Here is a 17,861-nt window from a genome sequence, read left to right as displayed (position 1 = left end):
TCAAGCGGATGCCGGCTGCTGTCGTGCTCCCATCGCGGCGGACCGGAGCAGCGATTCGTGTGCAGGGGCGTCAGCGGGCCTGCACCTGCGCGGTGTCGAGTGGGCGCAACAAACTGCCATAGACCCAGCCGGTCTTGCCTGCCTGGTCGGTGATCCGGACCCAGCCGCGCACATTGTCGCTGATGTTGACCCAGGTGCCGCCTTTGAGCGTGAACACCTGGGGCTGGGTCCGTCCCGGGCCGGACCTTACCCGCAGGGCTTCGACCGTCACGCTGTGGGTGAACCCCGGCGCCGGCTGGAGTGCCGCTTCGGGCGGCAGCGCTTGCGCTACCGGCTTGACCGGTACGGACCGCGCGACATCGAGGTCGGCGGCCTTGGCCAACGCGAAACGCGGCTCATATCGGGGTTTGAGATTGTCGGTTCGTACCGGGGCGGCGGCCGCCAGCTGCGCAACCACAGCGGTGCTGTACCGGAAGCCGAGAACCGTAAATGCTGCAGCGACCAAAGCGACTGCACAGAACAGCGCGATCGAGGCGATCATGCGGGCCAGGATAAGCTCTCCATCGTTCCGAGGAACGGAAAGCGTCCGCATCCGCGCGCCGTCCCTCGCAGCCCGATTAAGTTCCGGAACGCCCGGAAGTTCCCCGGGCGCCGTATGAATCTGTAGCTGAGAGGCCGGAGCGTCAGGCTGCCTGGGCGAGCGCGGCGTCGTCGCGGCCGGCCTTCAGCACTCTGGTCCACCACAGGAGCTCGTCGAGCATCGGCCCCACCGATGCGCCCAGATAATCGTAGTCGCCGAAATCCTTGCCGTTCCGGAGCATGCCGAGCATCGGCTCCATGCCGACATGCACGGCAGAGCGGGTGGGGGCCATCTGCAATTCGATGAGGATCAGCCGCAGCTGTTCCACTGCGCGCGCGCCGCCCACGCCGCCATAGCCGACGAACGCTGCCGGCTTGCGCTTGGGCTCGTGATAGACATGGTCGAGGGCGTTCTTCAGGGCGCCGGTGATCGAGTGATTGTATTCGGCGGTGATGAAGATGTAGCCGTCCAGTTCATTGATCTTGGCCGCCCAGCGCTTGGTCACTTCATGCTCGATCGGTGCATAGCCGGGCGACATCGCCGCCTCGAACAACGGCATGGGATAGTCCCTGAGATCGACGATCTCGTAATCGGCGTCGCCGCGGGCCCTGGCGATGTCGAGCACCCATTGTGCCGGACGGTCGGCGAAGCGGGTTTCGCGGGTAGTGGAAAGAATGATGCCGATGCGTGGCTTGCTGCTCATTGACTGTCTGCCTTGTAGGGAGTGCATGGGTAGCCACCAACAGAGACCTAGTCACCGTCAGTAACTGGCGCTATGTTGGTGACTACCGCAGAGGTGCACAAGACGGCACCGTTTCGAGACGGAGTTACGCATGGACGACCTGGTCACCCCCACGGAACCGCTGCCGACGGCAGCTCCGGACGCCGTCGCGGCATTGTTCGACGGCGACAGTCCCGAACCGCACAACATGGCCCAATGCCAGCGCGCAATGCTGCCCGTGCACGAGGTGCTGGCGCAGATCAGCGGCAAGTGGACGATCCTCGTGGTCCGGGTGCTCAGCGATGGCCCGAAGCGCTTCTCGGAGATCAAGCGGCAGATCGAGGGCGTGTCGCAAAAGATGCTGACGGCAACGCTGCGCGATCTCGAAAAGGATGGGTTCGTTTCACGCAAGGTGATTCCCAGCATCCCGCCGCGCGTCGACTATGCGCTCACCGAGATGGGCGAGGAGCTGCAGGAGCCGTTGCGCGTCATCGGCAACTGGGCCCATGCCAACCGCCATCGCGTCGTGGAGGCCCGGGAGCGGTTCGCCGAGCGCGAGGAAGAGGCCAGGCGCCTCGCCTGGTGATCAGCCTGGTCTGTCCGCCCGCAGCCCGGCCCATTGGTTGACGACCAACCCGGTCATCACCAGCACGACCCCCACAAGTTGCAGCGGGCTGGGCACGACGTTGCGGATCGCCGCATCGAGGACGAAGGCGACCACCGGCGTCACCAGTACGAATGGGATCACCGACGCCGCGCCGAGCGCCACGATGGCGCGGAACCACAGGATGAAGGGCAGGGCCGTCAGCACCACCGCGAGGATGGCCAGCCCCAGCGCGTTGGTCCAATCTATGGCCGCGGGCAGATCGCCGACGAGCAGCGCCAGCACCGCGAGTTCCGCTCCCCCGATCAGCAACTGCCAGGCAGTGAAGCTCACCAGGGACATCTCGGCTGGCCGGCCCCAGCGGTTGATCAGGATGCCGCCGAGCGAGCCGGCAACGACGCTGCAGAGCGCGGCGCCGACGCCGAGCATGTCCATGCCAGCATCGGCGCGCAGGATCACCAAGCTGACGCCGACCGCCCCGATCAGGATCGAGACGATCTTCATCAGGGTGGGCGGCTGGCGAAGCAGAGCCCAGGCGAGCAGGATGGTGATCAGCGGACCAAGCGTCTGGAAGGTACCGGCGACACCGCCCGGCAGGCGGATGGCCGAAACGAACAGTAGGGAGAAGAAAGCCCCGAAATTCAGGGTGCCCAGCACGATCAGCTTCGGCCAGTAGCCTCGCGGCGCCAGTTGCCGGGCAAAGGCGAGGAGCAGCAAGCCACCGCCGAGTGCCCGCACCGAACCGATGAAGATCGGGTTATGCGGCAGCATGGTGGTGGTGATGATGTAGGTGAAGCCCCACAGGGTCGCCGCGCACAGGGCTGCCAGTTTGAGATTCATCGCGGGGCCCGGGGAATCGGTGACTTGAGCTGGATAGTGCCACAGCTCATCTGCCGCCTTGCGAGGGAGAAAGCGAAAATCTGGGTTTGGCGGGGCTAAGTGTCCTTGGCTTCGGAAGAGGGGAGACAGGCACCGAGCCGGTGGCCGCCATTCATCGCCCGTTCACCCGCGCCGCCCTACCCAGCGCGCCTCGCGGGGGGCACGCGAGGGATCGATGGACTTCTACACAATCTTCAAGTTTCTGCATGTGCTCGCCGCCATGGCCTGGTTCGGCGGCGGGGCCGTGATGCTGCTGCAAGGGCTGCTGGCGCTGCGCCAGGGCGACGATGAGAGCCTGATGCGGGTTTCCGGCGGCATGGGCAACCTTGCCATGCTGTGGTTCCTGCCGGCCGGAGGGCTGACGCTGCTGTTCGGCCTTGTCACCGTGCTGCTCGGCAACCTGTGGGGCGAGGCCTGGGTGATCCTCGGACTGCTCGGTGCGCTGGCGAGCTTCGTCGGCGGCCACTTCTTCCTGCGTCCGATGGGCGAGAATGCCGCCGCGCTGATCGCGGAGGGCAAGTTGTCCGAGGCGGCAGTCTATGGCGGCAGGATGATCCGCTTCGCCTCGGCTGACTATGCCAGCATCGTTGCGATCATCGCGCTGATGGTGCTCAAGCCCGGCTGGACCGACATCTTCGCGCTGGTCGTGATCTACGGCGCGCTCGGCGTTGCGGCATTCCTGATCCTCGGCGGCAAGGCGCGGCTGCACCCGCTTCGCGCCGAGTGAGCCCCTGGTGATCGCGGCGCCGCTTGGGGGCGCGCCGCGATCACCAGCGGGTTTCAGTCGTCTTCGTCGTCCTCGTCGTCATCGTCCTCGTCGTCGAAATCCATGTCGACGAGTTCGGAGACTTCGACGGTGCCGCCGTCGGCCAATACCGGGCAGCCCCTGGCGATCTCGAGCGCCGCCGCCATGTCGTCGGCTTCGATGATCGAGTAGCCGCTGATCGGGTCGGCGGGAGCCGGGCCAACAGAGCCGTCCGAACCGACGCTCATCGTCGCGCCTACCGGGCTGCCGAGGTCGAGCATCGCCTCTCCGGTCGCGTCGAGCCACTCGTTCCAGGCCAGCATCACTGCCGCCTGCGCCGCTTCGCTCTCGGGTTCGCCACCGCCATGGTAGGCCAAGAGATAGTTGGGCATCGCGCATCTCCTATCGCCAGCGACCTGCCGGCTGTGGACACGCGTATCCCCCCAGTGCGACTCTTGTGTGAAGGCGAGTGGAGCGTTCCGGCGCGATTGCACGTGTGCCGGCTGCTAGGCGCTCTTGCGCTCGATCTCCTCGACGGCCTGCTGCGGCTTCGTGAACATGCCGATCCAGTCGGTGAAGCGCTCCACCCAGATAGTGAGGTTGGTTCTCACCCGCTCGTCGGTGATGTTGTGGTCATCGTCGATGGCGCCGGGACGCGACTGGAAATAGATCTCGGGGCGGCCCATCAGCGCCACACCCACCACCGGCAAGATCGAGCGCAGGTGTACCTGCGCGGCGGCCGTGCCGCTGACCCCACCAGTAGCGCCGGCAATGGCGCCGGGCTTGTCGGTCCACACGCTCTCGCCGAACGGCCGCGACGGCCAGTCGATGGCGTTCTTCAGGATGCCCGGAATCGAGCGGTTGTATTCGGGCGTGACGAACAACACCGCATCCGCCGCGGCGATCTCGCGCTTCAGCCGCATCACTTCGACCGGCGGATCGTTCCACAGCGCATCGTCGTAAAACGGCAGGTTGTCGATCCTGATGTACTGGAACTCGAGCTTGCCGGCTGCCAGCTTTTCCAGCGCCTTGGCCAGCTTGAGGTTCGACGAGGTCGGGCGCGCGCTCCCGACGAATACGGCCACCCGGTACATTGGTGCCCCCTTGGTTACAAAATGTGACTGGGGGTGGATATGTGCCTATGGTCATGAGCGCGCAAGACGGCACATGCATGTGACTGGCGAACGCACTGTTCACTGCCGGGTGGCTCGCCGGCGGCGCGAGGCTGTTGCCCGGTGTCACTTCTTTTCGGCGTTCAGCACGTTGGCGAGCTCTGGGATGAAATCCTTGACCATGGGCTGCTTGACCACCTCGAAGGGCAGGGGGCGAACGACGCGCATGGCGGCGATGCCGACCCGCACCGTCATCAGGCCGTTGACCACGCCTTCGCCCAGCCGCGCCGAAAGCTTGGCCGCGAGGCCTTGGCCGACCAGTTGCTCGACCACGCCGTCGGTGAGCACCAGCCCGCCGGTCACCGCCAGATGCGCGAGGATGGACCCGATCAGTCTCCAGGTGCCGATAAAGCCTGGCCGCGCGCCGTAGAGTCGAGCGATATCGCCGCCCAGCCGCAGGCTTTCGAAGATGACGAACGCGATATCGATCAGCGCGCGCGGCGACACCGCGGTCACCAGCGCAACGCGTCGCGCCGAGGCGGCGGTCAGCGCCCGGGCCCGTGTATCGAGCGGCGCCATCAGCAGCCGCTCCGTCAGCCGCACATGCTCGGCGCCGTCGAACACGTGGGGTGCATTGCTTTCGAGTTCGTCGCGCGGCCGCGCCAGATCCGGCCGACGGGCGTAGATGTCCAGCAACTCGCGGGTGATGGCCGCGCCTGCTCGGTTGTTGTCGCTGACGAGAGCGGCCCGTGCGGCCTGACGCAGGCGGTCGAGCGTGCGCAGCCGCAGCAGCGATGCGACCTCACGGACGATGATCACCAGCAGCGCGACCACCAGCACGGCCAGCACCGCCACGGCCACCCAACCGAGCCAGGGCTGCGTCGCGAACAGATCGGCGATCAGCCGCTCGGCCGCGAGCCCGAGCGCCAGCGATACCAGGATGCCGGCCGCCGTCCAGGCGATCCTGCCGGCCCAGCCGAGCAGCTTCGGCGGCCTTGCGGCATCATCGGGCAGGGCTTCGATATCGGTGATCGGCTCGATCGCCTCGGGGAGGGCGACCGCCTGTGCCGGCTCGAATACCCGCGGTCGGCGCGGTTCCTCGGCGGCGCCGCCGGCGGACGCGAGCGTGCGGGCAAAGGGCGGTTTCATCTCAGCCAGTCCCCGATCAGGTAATCGAGCGCCCGGTCGAAGCGGATATGCGGCAGGACGACATTGCCTTCGGCGTTCTTTTCCAGCCGCTGCGGCGGCTGGAAGCGCAGAAAGTTCAGGGCCAGAGGGCGGCCATCTTCGAACAATGTATCAGGATGTTCCGGCAAGTCGCCGGGAAACAACGCAATTTCTGTCTTGCCGTCATAGACTGTTCCGTCCAGCACTTCGCCGGCCTCAGGGGTGCCGACGATCACTTCGTGCCTTTCACCACCCTCTTCGATGACGCTTTCGCGCGTGGCCCGGATCGCGGCGATGGCCATCGAACGGGTTTCAGCACCGGCGAACCGCGCCTTGCGCGCCGCGTCGGCCACCAGCCGGTTCATCACCGCCTCGAGGCGATCGTGGCTGGAGGAGTGGATGTGGTCGGCCTTGGTGGCAGCGAACAGGATGCGATCGATGCGGCGCGCCACGAGGCGGATGATGGGGTTATTGTCGCCCTGGCGGAAGCAGGCGAGGATGTCGGTCAGCGCCGTCTCGAGGTCGGCCACCGCCGCGGGGCCGGCATTGAGCGCCCGCAGCGTGTCGACCAGCACCACCTGCCGGTCGAGGCGCGCGAAGTGGTCGCGAAAGAACGGCCGCACCACGATGGCCTTGTAGGCCTCGTAGCGGCGTTCCAGCATGGCGTAGAGGCTGGAGGAGCGGACCGGCCCCGCCGGTGGCGGCAGCGGCGCGAAGGTCAGCGCCGGACTCCCCTCGAGGTCGCCCGGCAGCAGGAAACGGCCCGGGGGCAGGGTGCTGAGCGCCCGTCCATCCTCGCGGCTGCGCCTCAAGTAGTCGGTAAAGGCCGCGGCCAGCCGCTCCGCTGCAACATCGGTCGCCTCGCTTGCGACATCGACCTTCCCGAGTTCGTTGAGGAATGCCTCCGCTTCGGCAGCCGAATGCGGCAGCGCGGCACGCGCCAGCGCCTGCGCACTCCACTCGGCAAAACTCAGCGACAGCAGCGGTAGGTCGAGCAGCCACTCGCCTGGATAGTCGACGATATCGAGGTTGAGCACTGTCGGGCCGAACATCCCCGATACCCAGCGCTTCGACTGGAACTTCAGCGTCAGCCGCAGCTGGCTGATCTTGCGGGTCGATTCCGGCCAGTGCGGATCTTTGCCGGTCAGCGCCGCGAGATGCTGTTCATAGGCGAAGCGCGGGATGCCGGCATCCGGGTGCTCGGCCAGCCGGGCGCCGATAAACCTTCCCTCGGTCAGCGCCGCGAAACCGGGAAGGCGTCCACCGGTGAGCAGGTTGTGGATGAGCGCGGTGATGAAGATGGTCTTGCCGGCGCGGCTGAGGCCGGTGACGCCGAGCCGCAGGGTGGGGGTGAACGGCGCCGACGCGGCGTCGGCGAGGTTGCCCAGCGCGATGCCGATCTCGTCGGTAATGGTGGTCGGCGCTTGCGGCATCGGGCTCCCCGGATCGCCGGAAGGTAGGCGGTCCGCACGGGAATGCAAGGCTAGCGCATTGGCACGATGAGACGAATCGTGATCGCCGGGTTTGAGCTTTCTTCACTGTTGCCCCCGTTCACTGGGCGGATGGCACATTCAGTAACGCGCAATTTTCAGGGCGATCCGTCGGAACTTCTCGGCGTTCCGCGCGACAGCACACCCGGCGAACGGCTGCATCTGGATGTCGCCAAGCTGCTGGTTGCGGACAAGACGCTCAGTCTCACCGGTCTCGCCGTTGCGATGCGGCAGACGGCCGAGTGGGGTTCAAGCCTGGCCCAGACCATTATCGGGCTCGGGCTGGTGCGGCCGATCGACTACTACAAGGCCGTCGCCAGGGTGTATGGGCTGCCGTTCGTCGACTTGCAGCGCGAGCCGATCGACAAGACGCTGATCAGGGTCGAGGATCGCGGGGACTATGCCGAGCGCCACATCGTGCCTTGGCGGCAGGTCGAGGGACGAATGATCCTCGCCGCGACGGAGATCACCGCCGAGCACTTTCTGTGGGGCGACGAGCGCTTCGGAACCGACAACTACGACTTCGTCATCACCTCGCCGTTCGACATCCTGTGGCAGACGCAGGAGCTGTTCCGCGACTGGGACAGCTTCTTTGCCCGCGAGGCGCTCTATTCGTGGAAGCCGGAGCATTCCGCCAAGTTCACGGTGACGAGGCCGCAGAAGCTGGTGCTGTGGGCGTTGCTGGCGATGCTGCTGGTGGCCGCCGTGCTGGCGCCCATGGCGACGGCAGTGGCCTTGATGGCGTTCTTCACCACCATCTACACACTGACCTTCGTGTTCAAGTTCGTGCTCACCTTTGTCGGCTCGTCGCGCAAGGCGGACATGGAGATCTCGGCCGAAGCGATCGCCGCCCTCAAGGACAGCGAGCTGCCGGTCTATACCGTGCTGGTGCCGATGTATAAGGAAGCCAAGGTCCTGCCCTTGCTGACCAAGGCGTTGAAGGGGCTCGATTACCCGGCGTCGAAGCTCGAAGTGAAGCTGGTCCTCGAAGAGGACGACACCGAGACTATCGAGGCCGCCAAGGCGCTCCGCCTGCCGGGGACCTTCGAGATCGTACGGGTGCCGCCCAGCCAGCCCAAGACCAAGCCGAAGGCCTGCAACTACGCGCTGCAGTTCAGCCGCGGCGAGTTTGTGACCATTTACGATGCCGAGGATCAGCCCGAGCCGGATCAGCTCAAGAAGGCGGTGCTGGCCTTCCGGAATGGCGACCCGCGGCTCGCCTGCGTGCAGGGGCGGCTCAACTACTTCAACCGTTCGGAAAACTGGCTGACGCGGATGTTCACGCTGGAATACAGCCAGTGGTTCGATTTCCTGCTGCCTGGGCTCGACTGGCTCAAGGTGCCGATTCCGCTCGGCGGCACCTCCAACCATTTCAAGCTCTCGGCGCTGCGCAAGGTCGGCGCCTGGGATCCGTACAACGTGACCGAGGACGCCGACCTCGGCGTGCGGCTGGCGCAGGAGGGCTACACCGTCGGCGTCATCAACTCGACCACCTACGAGGAGGCCAACGGGGTGCTGCCGAGCTGGATCAAGCAGCGCTCGCGCTGGATCAAGGGCTACATGCAGACCTGGCTGGTGCACATGCGGCACCCTGTGCAGCTATGGCGTTCGATCGGCGCGAAGGGCTTCTTCTCGTTCCACTTCTTCATCGGCGCGCCGCCCCTCACCATGCTGCTGGCGCCGATCCTCTGGGTCATCACTCTGCTGGTCTGGTTCACCAATGCCTGGGATTTCGGCTGGCTCTTCCCCGAGCCGTTCGGCACCATGGCGCTGTTCAACCTGGTGATCGGCAACCTGTTCCTCGTCTATTTCGGGGTGATCGCGGCGCTGAAGCGCAAGTATTACGACCTGGTGCCGGTGGGCATCCTGCTGCCGGTCTATTGGGTGTTGCACTCGATCGCCGCCTACAAGGCGTTCTGGCAGCTCATGTTCAACCCGCACTATTGGGAAAAAACCGAGCATGGCACCTCGAGCGTGACCCAGAAGACGCTGCAGCAAGTCAACAGCGAGGCGGCAAAATGAGCCTTCTCGATCTCGCCACTGCTCCGGTCGCAGCGCATCAGCGGCGGCCGTTCTGGCGCCCGGCGACGATCCTGTGGTCGCTCGTCGCGGTGCTCATTCTCCTGGTCGTGGCGCTGCATGTGATCGACGGCGGCTATATACGCCGGGATGTCGAGCAGCTGCAGGCGGGTGAAGCCTGGCGTACCGGCGGCTGGCTGTCGCAGGTGGTACTGCGCGTGGTCAGCCTGTTGCCCGGGACGCCGCTGCAGCAGTGGGCATTGTCGCTCACTGCGGTGCTGGTTTCGGGATTCGCGTTCGGCGCACTCTACGACCGGTTGCGCGCCAATGGCTGGTTCCGCATCGGCGCCTTCATCGCGCTGGTGCTGCTGATGCTGCACGCCGGTGGCCTCTATACGGTCACCGCGTCGTCGCGGGCCATTCCGCTCTACATCGCCTTTGCCGCACTGATCCCGGCGATCCGCTCGCTCGAGGACGTGGGCGACGTGCAGTCGGCTATCGGGCTAGGCCTGCTGCTGCCGCTCTTGCTGCTGGCGAGCCCGATCGCGGCGTTGCTCATCGTGCCCCTGGCCATTGCCACGGCGTTGGCCGACCCGGACGGGCGCACCGATCCGCGCGCCTTCGTCGCCATGCTGCTGGTGGCGATCCTGCCCACGCTGATCGTCGCCATCGGGATCGTCGGCTTCATCATGCAGGCGCGCATGGATGTGGGCGCGGCACTGCTGCCCTATGTCAGCACCTACACGAACCTGCATTTCGACGTGCAGGCGCTGAGCAGCGGACTGGAGGCACTGGCGGTGTTCGCGCCCGTCCTCATCGTGCCGCTGCTCTACTGTTTCTGGCCGGACCTCGAAGAGCGCCGCCACGTGTTCAGTGCGCTGGCGGTGATCGTCCTGCCGCTCTATCTGGTGTTTGCGCGTTCGATCCTCACAACCACGATGACGCCCATCGTGCCGCCGACGGCAATGATGGTGGCGTTCGTCTCCTGGCTGGCCGTGGTGCGGCTGCCGTTCCAGTTGCGCCTGCTGTCCTTGGCATTGCTGCTGCTCGCGGCCGCCGCGAGCTGGACCTACACCGATCTGTGGAACGATGCGGCCTGGAAGGCAGCGCTGTTCAACTTCGTGCCGCAAGGCCTGGCAACCTGACGCTGCGGCCGGGCGTTTGATCCTCCAGCAATGGAGGACAAGACATGCAGAAACCCGTTGTCGAAGTCGACACCACCATCGCGGCGTCCGCCGCCGAGGTCTGGCAGGCCATGCGCAGGGGCGCCATGTTTCCCGGCACCGTCATCGAGACGGACTGGAAGATCGGCCATCCCATTACCTTCAAGGGCGAGTGGAACGGCAAGCTGTTCACCGACCGCGGTGAAATCCAGACCCTGTCCGAGGGCCGGGAGCTGAGCTTTACCCACTGGAGCGACACCGACGGCTCCGGCAAACGTCCGCTCAGCTACCACTTGGTGAAGTATCGCCTCGAGCCCTCAGGCAAGCGCACCAGGGTGACCCTCAGCCAGTTCAACGAAGGCAAGGAGACGCAGCTCGACGCCAAGACCCGCGCCGAGTTCGAGAAGAACTGGACCATGATGCTGGAAGGGCTGAAGCAGTCTGCGGAGGGGATGCGCTGACTGACAGAGACGGCCCCCTCCCGGCCTCCCCCATGAAGGGGGAGGTGAAGAGTCGAGCGCTTGGCACCATCGGTGCCGCAATCTCGATGCGGCACCTCCCCCTTCATGGGGGAGGATGGGAGGGGGCGTCTCTCTCGGTTCCCTGCGAAAGAACTATTCGCCGAGCCCGATCTTCTCGAGCTCGTACGGGGTGGTCTGGTAGATCTCGTTGATCCAGTTCTGGAACAACAGGTGCGCATGGCTGCGCCAGCGGTTCTCCGGTTCCACCGTAGTGTCGCCATTGGGGAACAGGTTGACCGGCGGCGCTGTGTCGAGGCCGGCCTTGATGTCACGCTCGTACTCGTCCGCCAGCGAACGGTTGTCGTACTCGAGGTGGTTCAGCATGTAGAGGGCAGGGCGCGCCTTGTCCTGCAACATGCAGACGCCGATCTCCGGATTGTCGATCAGCACCTCGAGGTTTTCTCCCAAGCTGGTCCGGTCGATGTCGTTGTAGCGACTGACAGGGATCATCGGGCTGTCCGAAAAGCCGTGCAGCCATGGCGTTTGCGGCCCAACCAACTGGTGGCGGAACACCCCGAAGGCCTTCTTGGGCATGCGGTAGCGCTTGGCGCCGTGGAAATGGTGCAACGCGGCCTGTGCGCCCCAGCAGATGAACATGGTGTGGTGCACGTTGGTCTGGGTCCAGTCCATGATCTCGAGCATCTCGGACCAGTACTTGACCTCCTCGAACGGCATGTTGGCCACCGGCGCACCGGTGACGATGAAGCCGTCGAACTTGCGTTCCCGCACCTCTTCCCAGGTCGAATAGAAGCTCTTGAGATAGGCTTCGGAAGTATTTTTGGACTTGTGGTCGCTGACCCGCACCAGCGTCAGGTCGACCTGCAGCGGGGTGGCGCCGATCAGCCGGGCGAACTGCGTCTCCGTCCGCTCCTTGTTGGGCATCAGGTTGAGCAGGCCGATCTGCAGCGGGCGGATGTCCTGGCGGGCGGCGCGGGAAGAGTCCATGACCATGACACCCTCCGACTGAAGGGTCTTGGCCGCCGGCAGGTGGTCAGGAATACGAATGGGCATGATGTGCCTCTAGATAGGATAGCGATCAGGTGAGCGGAAGCGGCGCCGATATCTCGGCGCTATCGCATTCGCTTGCGGATCGCCCCCGCCACCAGGTCGAGGAACTCGTCGCCGTCGCGCACCGTGGCGAGATCGCTGGCTTCGATGGTGTAGCCGAAAGTGTCGGCGAGCTGCTGGTAGCGCGGCAGCCGGTCCTTGAGCAGCGCCTCGAACCCCCAGGCGCCGAATGCGTCGGGATCGACGTCGGCGTCGTCCTTCACCTTGTTCAGCCGCTTGAACTCCTGCCACTTCTCGATGAGGAAATGCGGCTGGTAGTACATCGGCTTGGGGCTGTGCCGGAAGCGCTCGATCAGCTTGTGCGCGTCGTCCTCTGTGCCGCGGATGTAGAGCAGCAGGGTGCTCGCGGTCAGCGCCTTGATCACCGGATCGTCGGCATCGGACGGGTCGACCACCTCGATCAGCGAGCCGCCGGTGTCAGCGATGAAGTTCGCATAACCATAGAGCTTGTCGGCGCGTTCGATGAAGTAGGGCACGTCGGTGAGCGCGGCGATCTCGGCGACGCGATGCTGCTCCTGGCGCCGCTGATATTCGCTCAGCGTCAGCCCGCCGCGGCGAGTGTCGCCCGGCCGCCCCAGATAGGTGGAGAGGGGGTCGAGGTTGGCGAAGGTGATGTTGCTGTCGATCTTGATCGAGTCGGTCCTGAGCAACTCGCGCAGGAACGGCACCTTCATGGCCTCGGCCTTGAAGTTGTCGACGATGAACTCGCCCATGTAGCGCGTGCCGATGCGGTAGTCGGCGGAGTAATGGAACCACTGGTGCTTGCGCAGCAGCGCCGCCAGCCAGGTCTTGCCGACGCCGGCCATGCCGAACACCGTCACGGCGTGACGCGGCGCGCTCAGGAAATCCTCGGCGGAATTGAACAGCATAAGGGCGGGTCCGGTTCGGCGTGATCGATTTAGACGATGCGCGCGGCAGCGACAAGGGCAGGAGGAGGCCCCCGGCGCCATCTGGCAGTGCGAGGAAACCGGCAGTGAAACACTCCCGCCCTCGGACCCAGGCGATCATGCCACGGTCTTGTCACAAGCAGCCGCCGCCGAAAGCGCCGTGCTGGAGATGGCCTCGTTCAGCTGGTCATCCGGATGGCCTACCGCTGCGCCTTGGGCTGCAGCTCACGCAGGAAAGGGATCGAGTCGAACTGGTCAGGCTGGACATGGTCCCACGAAATGCCCTTGGGGCGGGGATGCGCGCTGGCGGTGACGATCAGTTCGGTCTCGGTTGCGACGTAGTCCATCCAGCAGTCGAAATCCATCATGACGATGTCCCCGTCCGGCACGACCTGGCTCGAATGCACACTGGTGACGAGCGGCGTGTCGGGCCGGATGCGACCCAGTTCGTTCAGCACCCCGGCTTCCAGGTCTGCAAATCCGCCGCCTTTACCGGTTCTCGCGCCCTGCCGGGTCACGGCCACCGAGCCGAACACGCAGAAGTCGAGTTCGGGAATGTCGGTAAACTCGATCCGCTCGCCGTAATGCATGTAGCCCTGGTGGCTCGCCGCCAGCTCGAACGAGATACCCTTGTCCTTGAGCTGGTCGGGATCGATCCGGACATAGGGCGCCTTCTGCACCAGTTCCGGAACCGGGCAATAGAGCGTCTTGCCCTCATACAGGGCGCGTAGCCGCAGCGAGTATTGCGCTGAATCGGGGTTGACCTTCACGGCTTTGGCCGTCCGCCAGGCCGGGATCTGCACCATGTGCCAGGCGGCCACGTCCGCGCCGGTAAAGTTGGGGATGTGGCTGCGCGCCGGGCCGATCGCCACCCCGTCGGCAACGAGTTGATCCCAGATGGCGTTGCGCAGCTCGTCCTTGGCAGGGTTGCGGCCTGCCCAACGACCACGGTCAGTCATGACGATCTCCATCAATCTCTTGGAATCAAAGGCGGGTGCCGGTCGCCGCGTCGAACAACACGGGCGCCTGCTGCGGCGGGAAAAGCAGAATGTCGGGGCCGGTAACGGCCTCTGTGGCGGCGAGGCGAACCGTGATCCGCGTGCCGCCGGTTTCGGCATGGACCAGGCGATCGCCACCGTTGAATTCGACGGCGGCGACCCGGGCCGGCAGGCCACCTTCACCGGTCGCGCCGATAGTGAGGCTCTCCGGCCGCAAGGCGATCAGGCAGGCTCGGCCGGCCGCTGCGCCGTTGGCTTTCGGGGCGAGAGGTGCCGCGGGCTGCCAGAGCTGGCCATCGGCCAGGGTCCAGCTGTCCGGCCCGTTTGCCGTGAGGGGCAAGAGGTTCGCCGGCGGGCTACCGACGAAGCCGGCGATGAATGCCGTCGCGGGGGCGGCATAGAGGGCTTCGGGGGCTTCGAACTGCAGGATCCGGCCACCCTGCATCACCGCGATGCGATCCGAGGTGGCCAGAGCCTCGGCTTGATCATGGGTGACCATGATCGTGGTGATGCCGGTCCGGTCATGCAGTTCGCGCAGTTCGAGGCGCACCTTGTGGCGCAGCACCGCATCGAGGTTGGACAGCGGCTCATCCATCAGCAGCAGCCGGGGCCGGATCGCGATGGCCCGGGCGATGGCTACACGCTGCTGCTGGCCACCGGACAGCTCGCCGGGGCGCCGGCTTAGCGACGGATCGAGCCCGACCATCTCGAGCGATTCATCGACGCGCTCTTCGGCCTCGGCGCGCCCCATGCCCAGCATGTCGAGGCCGAAGCGCACATTCTGGCGAATGCTGAGATGGGGAAACAGAGCGTAGTTCTGGAATACCAGCCCGATGTTGCGTCGCCAGGGCGGCAGATTGGTGATGTCCGCGCCGTCGAGCTGGATCTGCCCACGGTCGGGCTCCAGCAGGCCGGCAAGGATCTGCAGCAGGGTCGACTTGCCGCAGCCGCTCGGTCCAAGCAGGGAAACGAACTCGCCCTGTTCGACGGCGAGGTCGATATCGTGCAGCGCCAATGCCCCCTTGTAGCTCTTTTGCACGGAGCGGATGCGCAGATAGGAAGAGCCGGTCATCAGAGACGCCTCGAAAGCTGAAAGAGGCGTTGTCCGAGGACGATCACCAAAATCGTGAAGGCGACGATCATGGCGCCGATGGCGATGGTCGTCGGGTCGATCCCCTCGGTGCGAAGCCGGGAGAACGTGCGGACAGGGAAGGTGATCCAGCCGGCGCCGGCGATCAGCGTCGTGACCACGACGTCATTGAACGAGACGAGAAAGGCGATGGCCGTGCTGGACAGCAGACCCGGTCGAGCCAGCGGCAGAGTGATGCGACGAACCACCTGCCACGGTGATGCGCCCAGGCTTTTGGCGGCGGCCTCGAGGTTGGGATCGATCTCGTCGAACGTGGCGATCATAATGCGTGCCGCAAACGGCATGGTGATGGTGACGTGGGCGAGGATCAGGCCCGGCAGCGTGCCGTTGATGCCCAGTTGCGCATAGATCGAGAGCAGGGCGATGGCCCAGACCACCAGCGGCAGGGTCAGCGGCGCCAGCAGCAGTACCTCCATGGCCAGCCGGTAGGATGGCTTGCCACGCACCAGCCCGAAGGCGGCAAGACTGGCCAACCCCACCGCGATCACGGTGGAGAGGAGGCCCAGCACCGTGCTGATCCACAGACTGCTGCGATATTCGGAATGGTTGAGCGCCGTTTCGAACCAGCGCAGCGACAGGCCCCGTGGCGGAAAACGGAAGACGTTGCCGCTGTCGAAGGCCGACAGGATCAGCACCAGAATCGGCGCCAGGAGGAAGAGCAGGATGGCGAGGACGGTGCCGAGCAGCATTGCCTTACCGAAACGCGAGGTCATGTGCGTCTCCCCAACCCGCGGGAAACCAGTGCGCCCAGCAGCCCTGCTAATGCCAGGAACAGCAGCATGACCATGCCCAGCGCCGACGCGAACGGCCAATCCAGCACCATGGCGGCCTGCTGATAGGCCAGCGAGGCAAAGGTCACGACCTTGCCCTGACCCAGAATTTGCGGGGTAACGAAGGCGGTGAGCGATGCGCAGAACACCAGCAGGCTGCCCGCGACGATGCCCGGCAGCATCAGCGGCAGCAGCACGCGGCGCCACACCACGAGGCGAGTGGCGCCCAACGACATGGCCGCCTTCTCGTAGTCGTGCGGAATGCGCTCGATGGTGCTGATCAGGGGCAGGATCATCAGCGGCAGGAAGGCCTGCACCAGGCCGATGCTGACCCCGGCGATATTGCCGAGCAGCGGCAGGCTGGTCTTGATCAGGCCCATGGATTTGAGTGCGCCGTTGATGAAGCCCAGCGGGCTCAGCAGATTGACCAGGCCTAGGGTCGGCAGCAGCGCACCGCAGACCAGCGGCAGGATGCAAAGCCCGATGAGCAGGCCTTTCGACCGTTTGGCGTGGAGCACGATCCAGCGCGCCAGGGGCAGGGCGAGAACGAGGCAGATCAGCGTCACCAGCCCGCTCAGCCACAGGGTGGTCCACAGGCCGCCCAGGTAATAGCCGTCGCCGATGATGCGAGCGTAGTTGGCCAGCGTGAAGGTGGGGTCGATGCCGACAGAGCCAGGCACCTGGCTCCAGAAGCTGAGCACCACCAGAAACACGAACGGCAGGACGAAGACACCGAACATCAGGATGGCCGCTGGTGCAACGAGCAGCGCCGTTGCGGTCGGCTTGATGTCCGGTGTCTGTTTCAATGGACGAGATCCTTAGTTCAGGCCGGAGCGATTACTGACCAAGGATTTGCTTGTTCCAGCGATCGGTCCAATCGGAACGCTGCTCGATGATGTAGGACCAATCCAGCTGAAGCAGGCTTTTCACTTCTTCCGGGGTATTGATCACGCGAGCGGCTTCTTCTTCGGTCAGTTCCACCTTGGAGTTGGTGGGGCCGAAATTGAGTTCCTTCGCATAGGCCGTCTGGGTTTCGACGCTGAGCGCAAGGTCGATAAACATCTTGGCCAGTTCAGGCTCAGGGCTGTTGGCGACCTGGCAGACCATGTCGCGCACCAGCACCGGTCCGGGGTCCTTGGGGAACACGAAACCAATGCCTTCATAGTTGCCCAGGTTCGACAGGACGTAGCCCGATATCATCGGCGCTGCGGCGATCTCGCCGGCATCCATGAGGGTGAAGACTTCGTCGAGGCTGCTATAGCTGAGCACCGGCGCACCCAGTTCCGCCAGCTTGGCGAAAGCGGCGTCCGGATCGTGTTCGTCGACGCCGGCGATACGGGCGGCGACGGCCAGCATGCCGTCACCTTCCGAGCTCGGATATGGAGCATAGGCCATCTTGCCCTTGAACTCGGCCTTCCACAGGTCGGCCCATTCTGGTGCTTCGGGGAACAGGGCTTTGCTGTAGGCGATGCCCAGGCCAACCAGGCTCATGGCATAGCAACCATCGTTCATGCCGGCCCAGACGTCGGCAGCCGTCGGCACCAGAGCGGCATCGGGGGCGACAACCAGCCCCTCCTTGAGGGCGGCGGGCGCCTCGTAGATGTTCTGGAAGGTCACATCCATGGTGGGATTGTTGCGCTCGGCAACCATCTTGGACATGCGGTCACCGCTGCCGCCGAGCAGGAACTCGACCTTGGCGCCGGTCTTGGCCTCGAGGGGACCGGCGACATGCTCGCGAAGCAGCCGTTCGATATCGCCGCCCCAGGTGCCGACGACGAGAGTGTGACCCGAGTAATCCTGCGCAAGGGCGGGCAGGCACGGGAAAAGGCTCACCGCGGTCAAGGCCGCGTAACAAGCAATGCGTTTCATGGATTCCCTGCTGTGTTGATGTTCCCGTGCCCACTCGCAAAGGCACGTCGCGAGGAGACTAGGCATGGTGCAAACTGAGGGACAGGTGCCCATCCCGTATAGGCGTCATAACCGCGCC

General features: G+C 65.1%; 19 protein-coding genes. 5 read left to right on the top strand and 14 right to left on the bottom strand.

The features are described from left to right. Positions 1–70: 70 nt before the first annotated feature. Both APS40_RS24020 and APS40_RS24015 read right to left on the bottom strand, forming a co-directional pair. On the bottom strand, positions 71–541 hold the full coding sequence (locus tag APS40_RS24020) for an SH3 domain-containing protein (RefSeq protein WP_055049440.1): 471 nt from the start codon (positions 539–541) through the stop codon (positions 71–73). Positions 542–683: 142 nt separating this feature from the next. Further along, positions 684–1,283, bottom strand: coding sequence for an NADPH-dependent FMN reductase (locus tag APS40_RS24015; RefSeq protein ID WP_055049439.1), 600 nt, complete (start codon positions 1,281–1,283; stop codon positions 684–686). A gap of 130 nt (positions 1,284–1,413) precedes the next feature. Between APS40_RS24015 and APS40_RS24010 the strand changes: the two genes are divergently transcribed. Next, on the top strand, positions 1,414–1,887 hold the full coding sequence (locus APS40_RS24010) for a winged helix-turn-helix transcriptional regulator (protein WP_082434638.1): 474 nt from the start codon (positions 1,414–1,416) through the stop codon (positions 1,885–1,887). On the opposite strand, the gene APS40_RS24005 is transcribed toward APS40_RS24010, so the two are convergent. Next, positions 1,888–2,745 carry a DMT family transporter gene (locus APS40_RS24005; protein WP_055049438.1) on the bottom strand — a complete coding sequence of 286 codons (858 nt, stop codon included), beginning with the start codon at positions 2,743–2,745 and terminating at the stop codon, positions 1,888–1,890. 214 nt (positions 2,746–2,959) lie between these two features. Between APS40_RS24005 and APS40_RS24000 the strand changes: the two genes are divergently transcribed. Next, positions 2,960–3,511, top strand: coding sequence for a DUF2269 family protein (locus APS40_RS24000; protein WP_055049437.1), 552 nt, complete (start codon positions 2,960–2,962; stop codon positions 3,509–3,511). 53 nt (positions 3,512–3,564) lie between these two features. Here APS40_RS24000 and APS40_RS23995 read toward each other — a convergent pair whose 3' ends face one another. The 4 genes from APS40_RS23995 to APS40_RS23980 form a co-directional block, all read right to left on the bottom strand. Then, complete coding sequence (locus APS40_RS23995; protein ID WP_055049436.1) at positions 3,565–3,921, bottom strand: YciI family protein; 357 nt, start codon at positions 3,919–3,921, stop codon at positions 3,565–3,567. A gap of 114 nt (positions 3,922–4,035) precedes the next feature. Next, positions 4,036–4,623 carry an NADPH-dependent FMN reductase gene (locus APS40_RS23990; RefSeq protein ID WP_055049435.1) on the bottom strand — a complete coding sequence of 196 codons (588 nt, stop codon included), beginning with the start codon at positions 4,621–4,623 and terminating at the stop codon, positions 4,036–4,038. Between the two features lie 144 nt (positions 4,624–4,767). After that, positions 4,768–5,790, bottom strand: a complete 1,023-nt coding sequence (locus APS40_RS23985) for a YcjF family protein (protein WP_055049434.1) — start codon at positions 5,788–5,790, stop codon at positions 4,768–4,770. Beyond that, positions 5,787–7,241: a YcjX family protein gene (locus tag APS40_RS23980; RefSeq protein ID WP_055049433.1), complete on the bottom strand. Its 1,455-nt coding sequence runs from the start codon at positions 7,239–7,241 to the stop codon at positions 5,787–5,789. Before APS40_RS23980 ends, APS40_RS23985 begins: the two co-directional genes overlap by 4 nt. Before the next feature lie 129 nt (positions 7,242–7,370). Between APS40_RS23980 and APS40_RS23975 the strand changes: the two genes are divergently transcribed. From APS40_RS23975 to APS40_RS23965, 3 genes are read left to right on the top strand one after another with little or no spacing between them, the layout of a single operon-like run. Beyond that, complete coding sequence (locus tag APS40_RS23975) at positions 7,371–9,320, top strand: glycosyltransferase family 2 protein (protein ID WP_055049432.1); 1,950 nt, start codon at positions 7,371–7,373, stop codon at positions 9,318–9,320. Then, positions 9,317–10,462, top strand: coding sequence for a hypothetical protein (locus APS40_RS23970; protein WP_055049431.1), 1,146 nt, complete (start codon positions 9,317–9,319; stop codon positions 10,460–10,462). The genes APS40_RS23975 and APS40_RS23970 overlap by 4 nt, the downstream gene beginning before the upstream one ends. A gap of 44 nt (positions 10,463–10,506) precedes the next feature. Further along, on the top strand, positions 10,507–10,941 hold the full coding sequence (locus APS40_RS23965) for an SRPBCC family protein (RefSeq protein ID WP_055049430.1): 435 nt from the start codon (positions 10,507–10,509) through the stop codon (positions 10,939–10,941). Between the two features lie 153 nt (positions 10,942–11,094). Here the strand turns inward: APS40_RS23965 and APS40_RS23960 are convergent, their stop codons facing one another. The 7 genes from APS40_RS23960 to APS40_RS23930 all read right to left on the bottom strand — a co-directional run bounded on the left by APS40_RS23960 (position 11,095) and on the right by APS40_RS23930 (position 17,743). Further along, entirely contained in the window at positions 11,095–12,012 is a 918-nt protein-coding gene (locus APS40_RS23960) for a homoserine O-succinyltransferase (protein WP_055049429.1), read from the bottom strand. A 59-nt stretch (positions 12,013–12,071) separates the two neighbouring features. Then, the gene (locus APS40_RS23955) at positions 12,072–12,938 is read right to left on the bottom strand and encodes a hypothetical protein (protein WP_055049428.1); all 867 of its coding nucleotides are present in this window, start codon (positions 12,936–12,938) and stop codon (positions 12,072–12,074) included. Positions 12,939–13,156: 218 nt separating this feature from the next. Beyond that, positions 13,157–13,915, bottom strand: coding sequence for a 5-formyltetrahydrofolate cyclo-ligase (locus tag APS40_RS23950; protein ID WP_210166737.1), 759 nt, complete (start codon positions 13,913–13,915; stop codon positions 13,157–13,159). A 25-nt stretch (positions 13,916–13,940) separates the two neighbouring features. Further along, a complete protein-coding gene (locus APS40_RS23945; RefSeq protein WP_082434637.1) occupies positions 13,941–15,026 on the bottom strand; it encodes an ABC transporter ATP-binding protein in 1,086 nt (361 codons plus the stop codon). Next, positions 15,026–15,817, bottom strand: a complete 792-nt coding sequence (locus APS40_RS23940; protein WP_055049426.1) for an ABC transporter permease — start codon at positions 15,815–15,817, stop codon at positions 15,026–15,028. Before APS40_RS23940 ends, APS40_RS23945 begins: the two co-directional genes overlap by 1 nt. After that, positions 15,814–16,680, bottom strand: coding sequence for an ABC transporter permease (locus APS40_RS23935; RefSeq protein WP_055049425.1), 867 nt, complete (start codon positions 16,678–16,680; stop codon positions 15,814–15,816). Before APS40_RS23935 ends, APS40_RS23940 begins: the two co-directional genes overlap by 4 nt. Before the next feature lie 31 nt (positions 16,681–16,711). Next, positions 16,712–17,743, bottom strand: a complete 1,032-nt coding sequence (locus tag APS40_RS23930; RefSeq protein WP_197279398.1) for an extracellular solute-binding protein — start codon at positions 17,741–17,743, stop codon at positions 16,712–16,714. Positions 17,744–17,861: the final 118 nt, after the last annotated feature.

Origin of the sequence: Devosia sp. A16 (assembly GCF_001402915.1) — a bacterium.
In the GTDB taxonomy this organism is placed as follows: Bacteria; Pseudomonadota; Alphaproteobacteria; order Rhizobiales; family Devosiaceae; genus Devosia_A.
This window is presented reverse-complemented; position numbering and strand designations above follow the sequence as displayed.